The organism is Bacillus sp. N12A5, assembly GCF_026790125.1.
In the GTDB taxonomy this organism is placed as follows: domain Bacteria; phylum Bacillota; class Bacilli; order Bacillales; family Bacillaceae; genus Bacillus.
In genome coordinates this window covers 315,550-329,736 of the sequence record NZ_JALAMR010000008.1, presented here as the reverse complement: position 1 = coordinate 329,736, position 14,187 = coordinate 315,550, and the positions used below count along the sequence as shown (strand labels likewise).

At 44.5% G+C, this 14,187-nt stretch carries 16 protein-coding genes; 3 read left to right on the top strand and 13 right to left on the bottom strand.

The window, feature by feature from the left end; translation table 11 throughout:
• Positions 1–148: 148 nt before the first annotated feature.
• Positions 149–2,362 (bottom strand): protein translocase subunit SecDF, encoded by a 2,214-nt coding sequence (gene secDF / locus MOC09_RS11020; protein ID WP_268370511.1) that lies wholly within the window; start codon positions 2,360–2,362, stop codon positions 149–151.
• Positions 2,363–2,400: 38 nt separating this feature from the next.
• Positions 2,401–2,697 carry a post-transcriptional regulator ComN gene (gene comN / locus MOC09_RS11015; protein WP_268359712.1) on the bottom strand — a complete coding sequence of 99 codons (297 nt, stop codon included), beginning with the start codon at positions 2,695–2,697 and terminating at the stop codon, positions 2,401–2,403.
• A gap of 114 nt (positions 2,698–2,811) precedes the next feature.
• Between comN and spoVB the strand changes: the two genes are divergently transcribed.
• The gene (spoVB, locus tag MOC09_RS11010) at positions 2,812–4,368 is read left to right on the top strand and encodes a stage V sporulation protein B (RefSeq protein WP_268359715.1); all 1,557 of its coding nucleotides are present in this window, start codon (positions 2,812–2,814) and stop codon (positions 4,366–4,368) included.
• 3 nt (positions 4,369–4,371) lie between these two features.
• Here spoVB and MOC09_RS11005 read toward each other — a convergent pair whose 3' ends face one another.
• Positions 4,372–5,028: a DUF421 domain-containing protein gene (locus MOC09_RS11005; protein ID WP_268359776.1), complete on the bottom strand. Its 657-nt coding sequence runs from the start codon at positions 5,026–5,028 to the stop codon at positions 4,372–4,374.
• A gap of 197 nt (positions 5,029–5,225) precedes the next feature.
• On the opposite strand from MOC09_RS11005, the gene MOC09_RS11000 reads away from it, so the two are divergent.
• The gene (locus MOC09_RS11000; protein ID WP_032727405.1) at positions 5,226–5,615 is read left to right on the top strand and encodes a TIGR04086 family membrane protein; all 390 of its coding nucleotides are present in this window, start codon (positions 5,226–5,228) and stop codon (positions 5,613–5,615) included.
• A 52-nt stretch (positions 5,616–5,667) separates the two neighbouring features.
• On the opposite strand, the gene yajC is transcribed toward MOC09_RS11000, so the two are convergent.
• The 9 genes from yajC to iolG all read right to left on the bottom strand — a co-directional run bounded on the left by yajC (position 5,668) and on the right by iolG (position 13,119).
• Positions 5,668–5,934 carry a preprotein translocase subunit YajC gene (yajC, locus tag MOC09_RS10995; protein WP_004398708.1) on the bottom strand — a complete coding sequence of 89 codons (267 nt, stop codon included), beginning with the start codon at positions 5,932–5,934 and terminating at the stop codon, positions 5,668–5,670.
• A 39-nt stretch (positions 5,935–5,973) separates the two neighbouring features.
• On the bottom strand, positions 5,974–7,119 hold the full coding sequence (tgt, locus tag MOC09_RS10990; RefSeq protein WP_129508044.1) for a tRNA guanosine(34) transglycosylase Tgt: 1,146 nt from the start codon (positions 7,117–7,119) through the stop codon (positions 5,974–5,976).
• Positions 7,120–7,146: 27 nt separating this feature from the next.
• Complete coding sequence (queA, locus tag MOC09_RS10985; protein ID WP_268370509.1) at positions 7,147–8,175, bottom strand: tRNA preQ1(34) S-adenosylmethionine ribosyltransferase-isomerase QueA; 1,029 nt, start codon at positions 8,173–8,175, stop codon at positions 7,147–7,149.
• Positions 8,176–8,203: 28 nt separating this feature from the next.
• A complete protein-coding gene (locus MOC09_RS10980) occupies positions 8,204–8,404 on the bottom strand; it encodes a DUF2905 domain-containing protein (protein ID WP_010335134.1) in 201 nt (66 codons plus the stop codon).
• Entirely contained in the window at positions 8,397–9,401 is a 1,005-nt protein-coding gene (ruvB, locus tag MOC09_RS10975) for a Holliday junction branch migration DNA helicase RuvB (RefSeq protein WP_268359721.1), read from the bottom strand. The genes MOC09_RS10980 and ruvB overlap by 8 nt, the downstream gene beginning before the upstream one ends.
• A 10-nt stretch (positions 9,402–9,411) precedes the next feature.
• A complete protein-coding gene (gene ruvA, locus MOC09_RS10970) occupies positions 9,412–10,017 on the bottom strand; it encodes a Holliday junction branch migration protein RuvA (RefSeq protein WP_268359724.1) in 606 nt (201 codons plus the stop codon).
• A 138-nt stretch (positions 10,018–10,155) separates the two neighbouring features.
• Complete coding sequence (gene bofC, locus MOC09_RS10965) at positions 10,156–10,668, bottom strand: sporulation cell-cell signaling protein BofC (RefSeq protein ID WP_268370507.1); 513 nt, start codon at positions 10,666–10,668, stop codon at positions 10,156–10,158.
• A gap of 47 nt (positions 10,669–10,715) precedes the next feature.
• On the bottom strand, positions 10,716–12,023 hold the full coding sequence (locus MOC09_RS10960) for an MFS transporter (RefSeq protein ID WP_268370505.1): 1,308 nt from the start codon (positions 12,021–12,023) through the stop codon (positions 10,716–10,718).
• A 70-nt stretch (positions 12,024–12,093) separates the two neighbouring features.
• The gene (gene iolG, locus MOC09_RS10955; RefSeq protein WP_268359728.1) at positions 12,094–13,119 is read right to left on the bottom strand and encodes an inositol 2-dehydrogenase; all 1,026 of its coding nucleotides are present in this window, start codon (positions 13,117–13,119) and stop codon (positions 12,094–12,096) included.
• A gap of 236 nt (positions 13,120–13,355) precedes the next feature.
• On the opposite strand from iolG, the gene MOC09_RS10950 reads away from it, so the two are divergent.
• Entirely contained in the window at positions 13,356–14,003 is a 648-nt protein-coding gene (locus tag MOC09_RS10950) for a phosphotransferase (RefSeq protein ID WP_268359729.1), read from the top strand.
• A gap of 45 nt (positions 14,004–14,048) precedes the next feature.
• Here MOC09_RS10950 and MOC09_RS10945 read toward each other — a convergent pair whose 3' ends face one another.
• A complete protein-coding gene (locus tag MOC09_RS10945; protein ID WP_268359730.1) occupies positions 14,049–14,171 on the bottom strand; it encodes a hypothetical protein in 123 nt (40 codons plus the stop codon).
• Between the last annotated feature and the right edge of the window lie 16 nt (positions 14,172–14,187).

Here is a 14,187-nt window from a genome sequence, read left to right as displayed (position 1 = left end):
CCCTCCCACATTCTGAAAACCTGTCACAAACACTTTTAACACCATATATATGTTTAAATGTAAGCGTATGTCATTATAGCAAATGTCTATTTTAAGTTCAATGAAACTTCAAAAAACAGGCTGCCCTCAAAGGACAGCCTGATATTTTTTATTGCGCCGAATCTTTTTTCAATTCTTTTCCTTTCCATGCAAGCCAAATTTGTGCGGCAATGTATAGAGAGGAATAAACGCCTGTTAACAGCCCGACCAATAAAGCAATTGAGAAGTTTGTAATAGAAGATGCTCCAAAGATCAGCAATGTCACAACAACGATCACGACAGTTAATACAGTGTTAATAGATCGTGTAAAGGTTTGCTGCAGGCTCAGGTTTACAATATGGTTCAGGTCGGCAAATGTTTTCGGCTTACGCTTTTTCATATGCTCGCGGATCCTGTCAAATGTAACGATTGTATCGTTAATGGAATACCCGATAATCGTCAAGACGGCCGCGATGAACGTAACATCTACCTCAAGCCTTGTAATGCTGAAAAACGTGACAATAAAGAAAGCGTCATAAAGCAGTGAAGCTATTGCGGCAATGGCCATTTTGTATTCGAATCGGATTGAAACGTAAATAATGATGCCAATAGAAGCTATAGCAACTGCATACAGCGCATTTCTTGCCAGCTCTTTACCGACTGTCGGTGAAACTGTGCTGACATTTGGCTCAGAACCGTATTTGTCTTTGAAATACGTTTTTACTTTGGCAATGGTTTCTTTATCTGGCACCCCAACAAAACGGGCAACACCGATATTGCTCTTTTCGCCTGACAGAACGACGGTATCAGGGTCCATACCCAGAGATTCAAAATCCTTCTCCACCTGCTCTGTCGTCAGCTTATGGTCGCTTTGCACTTCAATCCGTGCACCGCTCGCAAAGTCAATGCCAAGATTCAGCTTGAACACGATCAGGATAATAATCCCAGCAATCGTAACCGCACTGGAGAAAATAAAGAAATATTTGCGTTTGCTCGTGAAATCCCATTTTTGGAACGGGGTATGCGGCTCTGTATTTTCGTCCGTATCCTGAATATCCATGATGTGTTTCTTGTTGACGCCGAACCAGCCTTTTTTCCGATCAAGCCATCTGCTTTCCACAAGAAGAGAAAGGAGAAATCTTGATAAGAAAACGGCAGTGATAAAACTTGTCAAAATCGACAGAATCAGCATCGTCGCAAACCCTTTAACAGAGCTTGTCCCAAAGATAAAGAGCACAACCGCTGCAATAATTGTTGTAATATTCGCGTCAAAAATTGTCGCAAATGACCGTCTGTTTCCTGAACGGAAAGCAGAGCGGACCGATTTTCCTAGCTTGAGCTCTTCTTTAATCCGCTCATAGGTGATGATGTTGGCGTCAACAGCCATCCCGACACCTAATATGAGCGCGGCAATTCCAGGAAGTGTAAGTACAGCATTCATCCAGTCAAAAATCTGGAGTGTAATGTATATATAAACTGATAGCGTAATCACCGCAATTAATCCCGGCAGGCGGTAATAGAAAAGCATAAATAAGAAAATGATTGCAATACCGACAATGCCTGCAAACACCGTATCATGAAGCGCCTGCTGGCCGAATTGTGCGCCTACAGATGTTGAATATTTTTCAGTCAGTTTCACAGGAAGCGCGCCGGCGTTTAAAATGCTGGCTAAATCTTTCGCTTCTTGAACCGTAAACTGCCCTTCAATTGTAACGTCAGTTGTGTTTAATTCTTGACTTACATTCGGAGCGGATACATATTTAGGATGCTCTTTTTGAACTTCTTTTTTAAAGGAGTCCCCTTTTTCATAATCCATCCAAATGACAAGCTGGTTATTGGGCGCCATCTTCATGACCTTTTTGGTCACTTCTCCAAATTTATCAGCATCTTTCAGTTTAATGCTGACAATCGGTTCATTTGTTTTGGCATCATATGTTTGTTTAGCCCCGTTTTCGACGAGGTCAGAACCATTCAGCAATTCTTTGTCATTCGTATCCCTGAAAGAAAGCTGAGCTTCAGTCGCCAGAATTTCACGCGCTCTGTTTTGGTTTGTCACCCCAGCGAGCTGCACGCGAATCCGGTTATTTCCTTCAATTTGGATGTTCGGTTCGCTGACACCAAGGACATTGGCCCTGCGGTTCAGCGCCTCTACTGTGCTGACCAGAACGTCTTTTGTGATTTTGTCACCTTTTTTTACGGGCTGTACATCATACAGCACTTCAAATCCGCCTTGCAAATCCAATCCTAACGTAATATTGTTAGCGGCAGGCTTCGTAAAGTAGCCCAAGCCCGTGCCGATCAATAAAACGAAAAGGAAAAACGCAATCAAGCGCCCTTTTTTCATTATGTATATCCTCCCTTAAACCTGTGCGAATCAACCTGCTATCTCAGCAGTTCTTCCAATGCTTCCTGGCCTTCTTCACTTCCCAGCCAATTAGACGATTTAAATGACTCAACGGTTGCATAGTTCATAAATTCGCCAATTTTCACTGATAAAATATCGCTCGTCATTTCATAAATGTGCAGTTCCGTTTTCTTTTTCCACTTCTTATCTGTTAAGTATGACCACAAACTTTCAAGTTCAACATCATCATACCCGAGAATCTTAAACTCTTCCAGTTTGCTGTAAAGAAACGGCCTGACGTGGTCTTTATATAGATCGGCGGGATGCTTCTCCATGAATTCCACGCTCCTTTTTGTTGTTTTTCAAGAAGACTTGTCATGCTTGGACGACATATACGCATATCTTTATTGTATATGATTACAGGTAGTTTGAGAAGGCAGGGGGTAAAAATGGCGAAACAGACGTTTTTAAGGGGCACTCTTATCCTAATCGCAGCAGGAATGGTTACAAGAATGCTCGGGTTTGTCAACCGGGTGGTTATCGCCCGTTTTATCGGTGAAGAAGGAGTCGGGCTTTACATGATGGCGGCGCCTACCTTTTTCTTAGCCACTACATTAACTCAATTCGGTCTGCCGGTCGCGATCAGCAAGCTTGTGGCTGAAGCAAGTGCACGCGGCGATCACCAAAAAACGAAAAATATTTTAGTCATGTCTCTGACGATTACAGGCGTGCTCAGCCTGATTTTTACGCCGCTGTTTCTGTTTTTCGCCCCGGTTATGGCTGAAACAATGCTGACAGATAAGAGAACATTGTATCCGCTCCTGGCCATTACGCCGGTAGTGCCGATTATCGCCATATCAAGTGTGCTGAGGGGATACTTTCAAGGAAAACAGAATATGAACCCGCTTGCCGTGTCTCAAGTCCTTGAACAGGTCGTCCGCATTTCACTGGTCGCTGTGTGCACGACGATTTTTCTCCCTTACGGAATTGAATACGCTGCAGCGGGGGCAATGATCTCCTCAGTCGCAGGGGAACTGGCGTCACTCCTTTATTTATTCATTTGCTTTAAGTATAAAAAGACAATCAAAATCAGAAAGCACTTTTTCCAGTCAATAAAAAACGGAAAACAAACGTTTTCCCAGTTAATGAGCGTATCTCTTCCAACGACCGGGAGCCGCTTTATCGGCAATCTCTCTTGGTTTTTTGAGCCGATTGTTGTCGCCCAAAGCCTTGCTATCGCCGGCGTAGCGACAGTTGCTGCAACAAAGCAATACGGGGAATTGACCGGCTTTGCCATGACACTGCTGACTCTGCCCAGCTTTATTACATATTCTTTGTCGACCGCGCTTGTTCCTGCGATCAGTGAAGGAATGGAGCAGAAAAAATTGCAGGTGGTGGAATATCGCTTAGAACAAGCCATGCGGCTCTGCCTGCTTAGCGGGGGCATTTCAGTTGTCATTCTATTCGTATTTGCGGATGAGCTGATGAGGGTGATGTACGGTTCCTCAGGAGCAGCTGTCTTTATAAAAGTCATGGCACCGTTTTTTCTGCTTTATTATTTCCAAGGCCCTCTTCAGGCTGTGCTGCAGGCGCTTAATTTGGCCGGAGCCGCGATGATGAACAGCTTAATTGGAGCGCTTGTGAAAACAGGCCTTATTTTCGTCCTTGCCACCAGACCGTCTCTCGGGATTATGGGCGCAGCATTAGCCATTGTGACTGGCATGGTGCTCGTCACGCTTTTACACGCCGCAACAGTAAGCAAGGTGCTGCCGATCAGTATCAAAATTAAGGAGTACGCACTCAGTTTCGCTGTTATTGTGATTTCCGGATTCATCAGCTCCGCCATCAAACAATTTGTAAGCTTTGGGGCATCTGAGGCTGTGAATGTCGCTGGATGGGTTGCAATGAGTGCTGCCATCTATATCATCCTTCTGCTCGTTTTCCGTTTAATTAAAAAAGATGAGCTTCGCCGCATTCCTATTATTGGACGTCTGATCATCCGATAAAGATTACGTGCGGTGCCCATCTTTTTCATCAATAAATAACTCTCCGTCAGTAAACGAGCAAAATGAAATAACTGAAGGATTGGTATATCCGTGTTTTCGTAACTTTTCACACAGCCACTTTTTGTCTTTGCCGATTCTGGACAGGTTTTCTGTTTGAATAGAGCCATCTATAATGAGCGGCATTTCGAGCTGCCGATGCTCTCCGCTGTTTTCTTTCTTTACAACAGTCAGTTTGCCTGACGGCTCTAAAATGGCAAATGACACATCGGCTACTCTGTCGATACTATTTTCCCTGAGCTGAACCATTAAATCATCAAAATTATAACGCTGTGACTTCATAGCATCTTCATCAATTTTCCCATATTTGATAATAATGGTTGGCTTACCGTCCACAAGCTGGCGGACTTTTCGGTTTTTTAAAGATAAGTATGCGAATGTCACTTGGATAATCATCAATACAAGCATTGGCAAAATGGTGTGAAATAGATGATCATCTACGTTTTCTATGGCTAAAACGGCAATTTCAGCCATCATGATAAAGACAACGAGGTCTAAAATGCTAAGCTCCCCGATCTCCCGTTTGCCCATAAAACGAAAAATGACCAATATCACAAAATACAATATGATTGTGCGAAACGCAATAGTGAGAAGCTCTTCCATCATTCACCTCCGACTCCTCATAGGATGCAACAAGACGAACAATTTATGTAAGAAAAACCGAACGTATTTCATAAAGCTTTTACGTCTAATTCATGGGATAAGGGAATACATTTTTACAAAGACGAGCCGTCAGCATGTCTGACGGCTTCGTTCAAAAAGTACAGAAGCCTTTTAATACAGGCAGAGAGGAGACATTCATGGAGGAAACGAAACAAGTTGGAAAAGGCATTCTTTACGGCTTAATCGCCATATTCTCAGCCATGCTCCTGACGAGTCTAGCCGTTTCACTATTACTGACCGCAACCTCGCTGGAAGAATCATCATTCAACTGGCTGATCACCGCCATCTCATTTCTTTCTTTATTTATCGGCGGGTTCATTTCAGGCGGGAAAGGGAAGGAAAGAGGCTGGATGATCGGGGCATTGACTGCCTTAAGCTTTTCCCTGATTATTTTATTGTTTCAGTATTTAGGATTCGGAAAGACATTTACAGCAGAACAGCTGCTCTTCCATCTGGGGTTTTTAGGGGTATGCATGCTGGGCGGGATTTTCGGCGTGAACATGAGGGGAAACAGATCTTCCACATAAAAAAGAGCGGGATCACCCGCTCTTTTTTGTTTACTATGTATCGCTCCTGCTGTTATTCAGCAGCAGAAACTTCTCTGATCGCGCGGCGGTCAAACGTAAGACGTGTGTTATCACCAGTCTTAATGACGACTTTGCTTTCGTCGATAGAGTCAACAGTCCCGTGCAATCCCCCGATTGTCACTACTGAATCGCCTTTTTTCAGTTCCTCTTGCATTTGGCGTACAGCCTTTTGCTGTTTTTGCTGAGGACGAATCAGCAAGAAGTAAAGGACTGCAAACATTAAAATAATAGGAACCAATGTGCCTAAAGTGCCTGTCATAATTTTCACCCCTTTCTGTAAGCCTGTCATTCATTTTATTTAGAAGCTTTTCGCATTTGGCTTGTTGTAGCCGTAACGCTCAAAGAACTCTTCTCTGAAATCACCCAGACGATCCTCGCGAATAGCCTGTCTTACCTGCTCCATTAAGTGTAACAGAAAATGAAGGTTATGGTAAGTTGTTAATCGAAGGCCAAATGTTTCATTGCAGCGGATCAAGTGTCTGATATACGCGCGAGTGTAATTTTTACATGTATAGCAATCACATTCTTCATCTATCGGACGGAAGTCTCTTTCGAATTTCGCATTTTTCATATTGAGACGGCCTTCAGCTGTAAACACTGTGCCGTTTCTTGCAATCCGGGTAGGCAGCACACAGTCAAACATGTCAACCCCGCGGATCGCTCCGTCGATCAGCGCGTCCGGTGAACCCACTCCCATCAGATATCTCGGTTTATCCTTCGGCAAGAGCGGTGTTGTAAACTCAAGGACACGGTTCATGACATCCTTCGGTTCACCGACAGATAATCCGCCTATAGCATATCCCGGAAAATCAAGGGAAATCAAGTCCTTCGCACTTTGTGTACGCAGATCTTCATATTCTCCGCCTTGTACAATGCCAAACAGCCCTTGTTCATCCTGGCGGCTGTGGGCATTCAGACAGCGTTCCGCCCAGCGGCTCGTCCGCTCAACAGATCGCTTCATATAATCGTACTCCGCCGGATATGGCGGGCATTCGTCAAACGCCATCATAATATCAGAGCCGAGTGCGTTTTGGATTTCCATCGCTTTTTCCGGAGATAAAAACAGCTTGTCTCCATTTAAATGATTGCGGAAATGAACGCCCTCTTCCTCTATATTACGAAACTTGCTTAAAGAAAAGACCTGAAAACCGCCTGAATCTGTTAAAATTGCGCGATCCCAATTCATAAATTTGTGGAGCCCGCCCGCTTCTTTGACAATATCGTGGCCCGGGCGGAGCCAAAGGTGATAAGTGTTGCTTAAAATGATGCCTGCATCCATTGCTTTCAGCTCTTCAGGCGCCATTGTTTTAACTGTCGCCAATGTGCCGACCGGCATAAAAACCGGCGTTTCAAAGGAGCCGTGAGGCGTGTGCACTTTGCCCAGCCGCGCCCCTGTTTGTTTACATTCTTTTATAAATTCATAGCGTATCGGTTGTTCAGCCACTTTTCATGAGGCCTCCTGTTCTCAAAATTATATTATCAGCATCGCGTCTCCAAAGCTGAAGAAACGGTATTCCTCTTCCACCGCATGGTTATAAGCGCGCAGAACGTTTTCTCTTCCCGCAAGCGCACTGACCAGCATAATCAATGACGATTTCGGCAAATGGAAGTTTGTAATCATTCCGTCAATGGCTTTGAATTCATAGCCCGGATAAATAAAAATAGATGTCCAGCCGCTTGATGCTTTAAATTGCCCATCATGTTCCCCGGCAATCGTTTCAAGCGTGCGTGTCGATGTCGTGCCGACAGAAATAATCCGGCCGCCATTTTCCCTTACTTTGTTTAAGGCTGCAGCCGTTTCTTCTGACATTTGATAAAACTCTGCATGCATATTGTGCTCTTCCACTTCATCGGAACTCACAGGGCGAAACGTTCCAAGACCTACATGCAGTGTGATGAACTCAATTTGCACGCCTTTGTCTTTCAATTGCTGTAAGATTTCTTCCGTGAAGTGAAGGCCTGCTGTAGGCGCAGCGGCAGAGCCAATTTCTTTAGAATACACGGTCTGGTAGCGCTCTCTGTCATCAAGCTGTTCTTTTATATATGGCGGGAGCGGCATTTCTCCAAGGGATTCCAGCACCTCGTAGAAAATACCGTCATATTGAAATTCCATTTTTCTGCCGCCGTGCTCAAGCTCTTCCGTGCAAATGGCCTTCAATCTTCCGTCTCCAAATGTAACAACGGTTCCTTTTTTCACCCGTTTCGCCGGTTTGGCAAGTGTTTCCCACTTGTCACCGGCTTCCTGTTTCAGCAAAAGAAGTTCCACTTTCGCGCCGGTATCCTCTTTTGTCCCGAATAACCGGGCAGGCAGCACACGGGTATTGTTCAGCACAAGACAATCTCCTTCTTTAAAGAAACTGATAATGTTTTTAAACGAGCTGTCAGTCAGCTCTCCTGTTTGTTTATCAAGCACCATCAGCCTTGAAGCATCACGCTGCTCCAACGGCACTTGTGCAATTAAACGTTCCGGTAGTTCAAAATCAAATAAATCGACTTTCATGATATTTCACCTTTATTCTAGTCTTTTGTTATTTCATTCTGCCGAAAAGATTAAGCAAAATTGATAATACCACACTTATGATGATACAAGTGACAACCGGGAAGAAAAACGTGACATTTCCTTTTTTCACAAAAATATCTCCCGGCATCTTGCCGACAAAATGCAAAATTGCTCCGATGATAAGCAAAACAGCGCCAAGAATCATAATGATCTTAGGGAATTCAGTCATATCGGGGAGCCTCCATTTGGAAATGATGATAAACGGCCGGTGTCACGATCCTTCCACGCGGCGTTCTTTGGATAAATCCAATTTGCAGAAGATACGGTTCGTATACGTCTTCAATCGTATGCGGTTCTTCGCCGATCGTGGCTGAAATGGTATCAAGACCCACCGGGCCGCCGTTAAACTTTTCGATCATGCCCATCAGCAGCTTGTGATCAATATGATCCAAACCAAGCCGGTCAACCTGAAGCCGCTCCAGCGCGTCCTGAGAAATCTCTTCCGTTATCCGGCTGTCACCCAGCACCTGGGCAAAATCACGGACCCTTCTCAGCAGGCGATTCGCTACGCGCGGCGTACCTCTAGACCTCCTTGCGATTTCAAGAGCTGACGGTTTATCAATCTCAACCTCAAATACGTCTGCAGTTCTTGTGACAATATCCGCCAGCTCTGCTTGTGTATAGTACTCAAGGCGCGACATTACGCCGAATCGATCTCTTAACGGCGCCGTCAAAAGCCCTACCCTTGTCGTCGCTCCTACCAGCGTAAAAGGCGGCAGGTCGAGACGGACAGAGCGGGCAGAAGGGCCTTTGCCAATTACGATATCGAGACAAAAGTCTTCCATCGCAGGATAAAGCACCTCTTCAATTGATCTGTGCAGCCTATGTATTTCATCAATAAATAATACATCTCCCGGCTCCAGCGCTGTTAATATGGCAGCCAAATCACCGGGTCTTTCAATCGCAGGTCCTGATGTCGTCCGCAATTCCACTCCCATTTCATTGGCAACAATGGAAGCAAGCGTCGTTTTCCCGAGTCCTGGCGGCCCGTACAGAAGAACATGATCCAGCGTTTCCTGTCTCATTTTTGCCGCATCTATAAATACGCGCAAGTTTTCTTTCACCTTATGCTGCCCAATATACTGCGCCAGATTTTGCGGTCTCAGGCTTTGCTCTATCACTGATTCATGGTTGTCTGCTTCACTTGAGACGAGCCGTTCATCCATGAACATCACCTTACTTCAATAGTTTTTGTAATGCTTTTTTCACATATTGGTCTGTTGTCAGCCCAATATCTTCTTTTAAGTGAGGAAGCACCTTTTTGATTTCTTTTTCAGCATATCCGAGAACCCTGAGGGCCTCAAGCGCTTCTTCAAGAGCCGTTTCTGCTGTTTGCTTATCAAGCCTTTCTTCATGATTAAACAGATTTTCAATCATTTCAGGCACAACGTCTGCGAGCTTTCCTTTCAAATCAAGAATAATCTGGCGCGCGGTTTTCTTGCCTACACCAGGAAACTTGACCAAAAAGGCTTCATCCTCATTTTCAATTGCTTGGATAACCGCTCCCGGATCACCTGAGCCCAAGATGGCGAGTGCACCTTTAGGACCGATTCCGGTCACGTTTAAGAGCTTTGTAAAGAGCGCTTTCTCCTCCCTTGTTGAAAAACCGTAGAGCGAAAAAGCGTCCTCTCTGATATGATGGTACGTAAAAATTGTTTCTTGACTTCTCTCCTTATATATAAAGGGATTCGGCGTGAATATCTGATAGCCAATGCCGCCGTTCTCTATCACAATATATTGGGGAGATACATAATCAATCGTCCCTTTAACAAATTCGATCACGCAAATTCACCTCTTTGACTGTTCTTCATTGTACCATAAAAACAGCCAAAGTCTTATAGAAAAGTTAACATACGTTCGCTTCTCTCTCATTCTTCCACGAAAAAAAAGACATGAATACATGTCTTCTATCAGCGGACATCACCCGCTGTATGTCTTTATATGTTCTATGACGTCCTCGAACTCCGCTTTTGTCCGAAATGGAATGCCTTTCAGCAGATTTTTTTGCATATGGCTCTCAAGCCTTTCTAAATCAATTTGGAAAAAAGACTGAATCGGTTCCGAAGCTGACTCAGGGCGTCCATGAAAAGTGGAAATCACTCCATTATCCGATACACCGATATACCCGTTCACCTTGCTGAGCGGAGAAATATCGTCCATTTGCTTCCGGAAGAGTACATACCCCTTTTTTTGTTCAACTAGCGTCCAGCCGGCATAAGCTGCCCAAAAGTCATCCATAGAAAGCACTTTTTCACGCTTATGCTCAATGCTGACATCGCCGTCCAAATACACTTTTTCAAGCTGCACATGCACCTGCAGCGGTTCATAGTGCTCCACTTCCGCCCCAAGTGCGCGGGGAGGAGCACCAATCAGAAATGCTGCGGCTGAGCAAAGAATGCTCAGCAATAGATACGCCGTGCTGAATCGTTTCACCCTCTACACCTCTTTGCACACGTTTATGACTAGTTTGACCAAAGAGTCTACTGCTTAACCGTTTTCTCGAAATTTGTTTGCACGTTTTCCCTGACCAGCCGTTCTTCCGTATATACATCAGCGCTTTGCTCAGGAATCGTCAAAAATTGTGTCAGAAAAGCACTGAAAAAATATAATGCCGCAAAGATCCAAATGACGCCGCCAACGCCAAGCGGCCCAATGAATAGACTGACAATGCCCGGTGCAATAAACGCACATAAACCAGACCCCAAGTTCAGCACTGACATGGCAGCACCCTTATTATCAGGTGCAAGTGTCGGCAAAAGTGCGCTTAATGGCACGTAGCCGGCCAATGCCGCACCGTAGCAGCAGGCGATAATCATCAGCACCCAATACTGATGCCCGATTAACTGAGGCGTGTAATAAAGCGCCAGCGTAAAAATGCCGCACCCCACACCGCCAAACCACATCACGGTATTCCGCCAGCCCAGTTTATCTCCGACTGCACCGAAAATGATATTAAACAGAATATTAACAAAAAACAGCGTCCCCCATATTTGCAGCCATTCTGAAACAGAATATCCGTAACTTGCTAAATAAGTCGGAAGAAAGATGGCAAATCCAAATTGTCCTATGGCATTAATTGTTTTGACCACTCCGCCGATGCCGACTTTAGGGTTTTCAAACATTATTGTAAAAGCCTTCGACAGCTCTTTCCATTTCGGCTGATCTTGTTTTTGCACAGGTGTAAATTTATCTTTGTTAAAAAATAGGGCGAGACATCCACCTGCCGCTACAAACAGTAAAGCGCTCCAAAGCGTATTGATTTCCCCAAATGCCGGAACCGCATAGCTTGAATAGAACGGGCCGAGCACATTAAGACCGCACGTAAACATAAACCAAAACCAGCCGACGGCTTTTCCTAGAATCTTTTGAGAGGTGCTGTATGACACCCATACAAGAAAAGAGTATGCAAACAGCGGATATCCCAAGCCTCTAAGCGCATAGCTTCCTAAGAGAGCCGGATAATACATATGAGGAATCGCCCAGCCGATAAAAGCGGCCGAACCGAGGATAAATGCAAGCAAGCCGACAGTCATTGTTTTTCTTGGCCCCCAAGTTTGGACAAACGTGCCTGAAAGCCAAGCCGAGATGGTGACAGCAATGCCGTACATAGTAAATAACGATGCGGATTGCTGCATACTGAGACCATGATCAACGAGAAAAGGAGACAGCCAGCCTTGTTCGAGGCCGTCTCCAACCATAAAGATGACAACGCCAATGTAACCCCAAACCATGTGAGAAGGAATTCCGATTTTGTTCAAAACATTTCCTTTAGCATGTGCTGTATTCATTTTCTCCACCGCCTACTTAAAGTATCAATGGAGTATATACCCAAGCTTGCTGAAATGTAATCCTGCTTGATTAAAAAACAATTTTTTCAGTATGCTCAATACTGACAGGCATGCCAATGGCGAGCGATTGCTGAGCCGCTCTGGCAATCCGTTCCGCCTGAAAGCCGTCATTGCCGGTGCAGGCTGTCTCCTGATTTGTGTCAATCGCTTCCGCAAACCGAAGAATCTCTTCCTCATATGCATCCTTATAGCGTTCAAGGAAAAAGAAATGCGGCTTATCCTTCATCACAAAGTCAGCGGTTGACACTTCGACCGTCGTCGGCCTGCTATTGTCCGCCGCTGCCGAGCCTTTCGTCCCGAAGATCTCAACTCGCTGGTCATATCCGTACACAGCTTGGCGGCTGTTGTCAATCACAGCCATGGCACCGTTTTCAAAAGTCAGTGTAATGACAGCCGTGTCAATATCCCCCAGCTCTGCAAAGGAAGGATTCACCAAAGCCGCCCCCTTTGCATACACCTCCGTCACTTCGCTTCCCATAATATATCTGGCCATATCAAAATCATGGATCGACATATCCATAAACAAGCCGCCTGAAGTACGGACATACTCTATATTCGGGAGTTCTGGGTCCCTAGAAGTAATTTTTAATAAATGGGGCGTACCAATTTCATCATTTTCAACAATCGTTTTGATCTTCTTAAAATGAGGGTCAAAACGGCGGTTAAAACCGACTTGAAGTGCAACCCCGTGTTTTCGGACTGCTGCAAGCGCTTCTTTTGTTTCATCTAGAGAAAAACTGATAGGCTTTTCACAAAAAATGTGTTTTTTCGCCTCGGCCGCTTCTCTGATCATCTGCGTATGTACAGCTGTCGGGGAGCAAATAAAAACAGCGTCAATATCAGGGTCATGCAATAAATCACGATAGTCAGAGGTTATGTATTCAATCTGATGACTGTCAGCCCAGTTTTTTATACGATTTGCCTGAATATCAGAGACCGCCTTTATTTTCATATGAGGAATCCGGCTTATATTTTGAACATGAAGTTTCCCGATGCGCCCTGCGCCGATAATCCCTGTCACAATCTGTTTGGTCATAGCTTGTTCCCCCTTGGATATTCACGAAAGCGCTTTATTTAAAATTAATACTATCCCATTTGTAAGCGCTTTTCAAGAAGGGAAATGACCGCTTTATATCTCTTTAATCACAATCAAGGCTTATAGGTAGCCTTCTTCTTCAAGACCAGATACACTAGATATAGGCTCTTTTTCCTGAACAGTTTATGATTTTCCTATAAACAACTGCATAAAATAGAGCAAAGAAGGTGAATGAAATGCTGACAAAAGCAGAGGCACTGGCCCATTCAGTCATATACCGCAAGAACAGCAGATTTGATAAAGTCAAAGAAAAACCCGAGGAATTAACCCTCATCGGCAAGGGAAGAAGCGCCTATGTGTTTGCCTTAACAGAAGGCAATCGAAAAATGGCGCTGAAAGTATTTTTTCCGGAATATCAAGCGACAGCCGTCAAAGAAGCCGCGATTTATGAAAAATTAGCCGGGTCCGCATTCTACCCTGACATTTATGAAACTGGTGATTCATTTATTCTCATGGAATATATTAAAGGTGAAACCTTTTATAACTGTCTGAAAAAAGGCATTGCGATCAGTGATGACATGATTCAGCAAGTTGAAGACGCACTCGCTGACGCACGGGCAGCCGGTCTGAACCCGTCAGACATTCATTTGCGGAATCTGATTCTGACAGAAACCGGAGCAGTGCGGGTAATTGATGTTGCGAGGTTTGAACAGACAAAAACCTGCACTCAGTGGGACGACTTAAAATCAGCGTATCATGCACTCTATAAAAAACCGATATTCCCCAAAAAGATTCCGGGTTTTTGGCTTGAGATTATTGCATTTTTATATAAGAAAGATTGGTTTCAAAAGCATTTCGCGCAACGGAAGAGAAAGTATTCTTAATTCAAAAAGGCAGCCGCTCAAGCGGCTGCCTTTTTCTAGTTATATTTACTTTCTGACAGCAGAAATCAGTTTCATTTGTTCAGGTGACAGCTTAATTCGATAGCCTCTCACAGTTAAGTAAACCGCTTCTGAGCCCTTCTCGCCGGAATCACAATATGTTTTCTCCATTTCTGTCTCCCCCACC

Coding starts and splice junctions, on each gene's coding strand:
- comN (WP_268359712.1), bottom strand. CDS start 2,697: ATGGAGAAGCATCCCGCCGATCTATATAAAGACCACGTCAGGCCGTTT.
- MOC09_RS10945 (WP_268359730.1), bottom strand. CDS start 14,171: ATGGAGAAAACATATTGTGATTCCGGCGAGAAGGGCTCAGAAGCGGTT.
- queA (WP_268370509.1), bottom strand. CDS start 8,175: ATGAAAGTCGATTTATTTGATTTTGAACTACCGGAACGTTTAATTGCA.
- MOC09_RS10980 (WP_010335134.1), bottom strand. CDS start 8,404: ATGACTGAATTCCCTAAGATCATTATGATTCTTGGCGCTGTTTTGCTT.
- MOC09_RS10960 (WP_268370505.1), bottom strand. CDS start 12,023: ATGAATACAGCACATGCTAAAGGAAATGTTTTGAACAAAATCGGAATT.
- MOC09_RS11005 (WP_268359776.1), bottom strand. CDS start 5,028: ATGGAAGAGCTTCTCACTATTGCGTTTCGCACAATCATATTGTATTTT.
- iolG (WP_268359728.1), bottom strand. CDS start 13,119: ATGACCAAACAGATTGTGACAGGGATTATCGGCGCAGGGCGCATCGGG.
- MOC09_RS10950 (WP_268359729.1), top strand. CDS start 13,356: ATGCTGACAAAAGCAGAGGCACTGGCCCATTCAGTCATATACCGCAAG.
- secDF (WP_268370511.1), bottom strand. CDS start 2,362: ATGAAAAAAGGGCGCTTGATTGCGTTTTTCCTTTTCGTTTTATTGATC.
- MOC09_RS11000 (WP_032727405.1), top strand. CDS start 5,226: ATGGAGGAAACGAAACAAGTTGGAAAAGGCATTCTTTACGGCTTAATC.
- yajC (WP_004398708.1), bottom strand. CDS start 5,934: ATGACAGGCACTTTAGGCACATTGGTTCCTATTATTTTAATGTTTGCA.
- ruvB (WP_268359721.1), bottom strand. CDS start 9,401: ATGGATGAACGGCTCGTCTCAAGTGAAGCAGACAACCATGAATCAGTG.
- spoVB (WP_268359715.1), top strand. CDS start 2,812: ATGGCGAAACAGACGTTTTTAAGGGGCACTCTTATCCTAATCGCAGCA.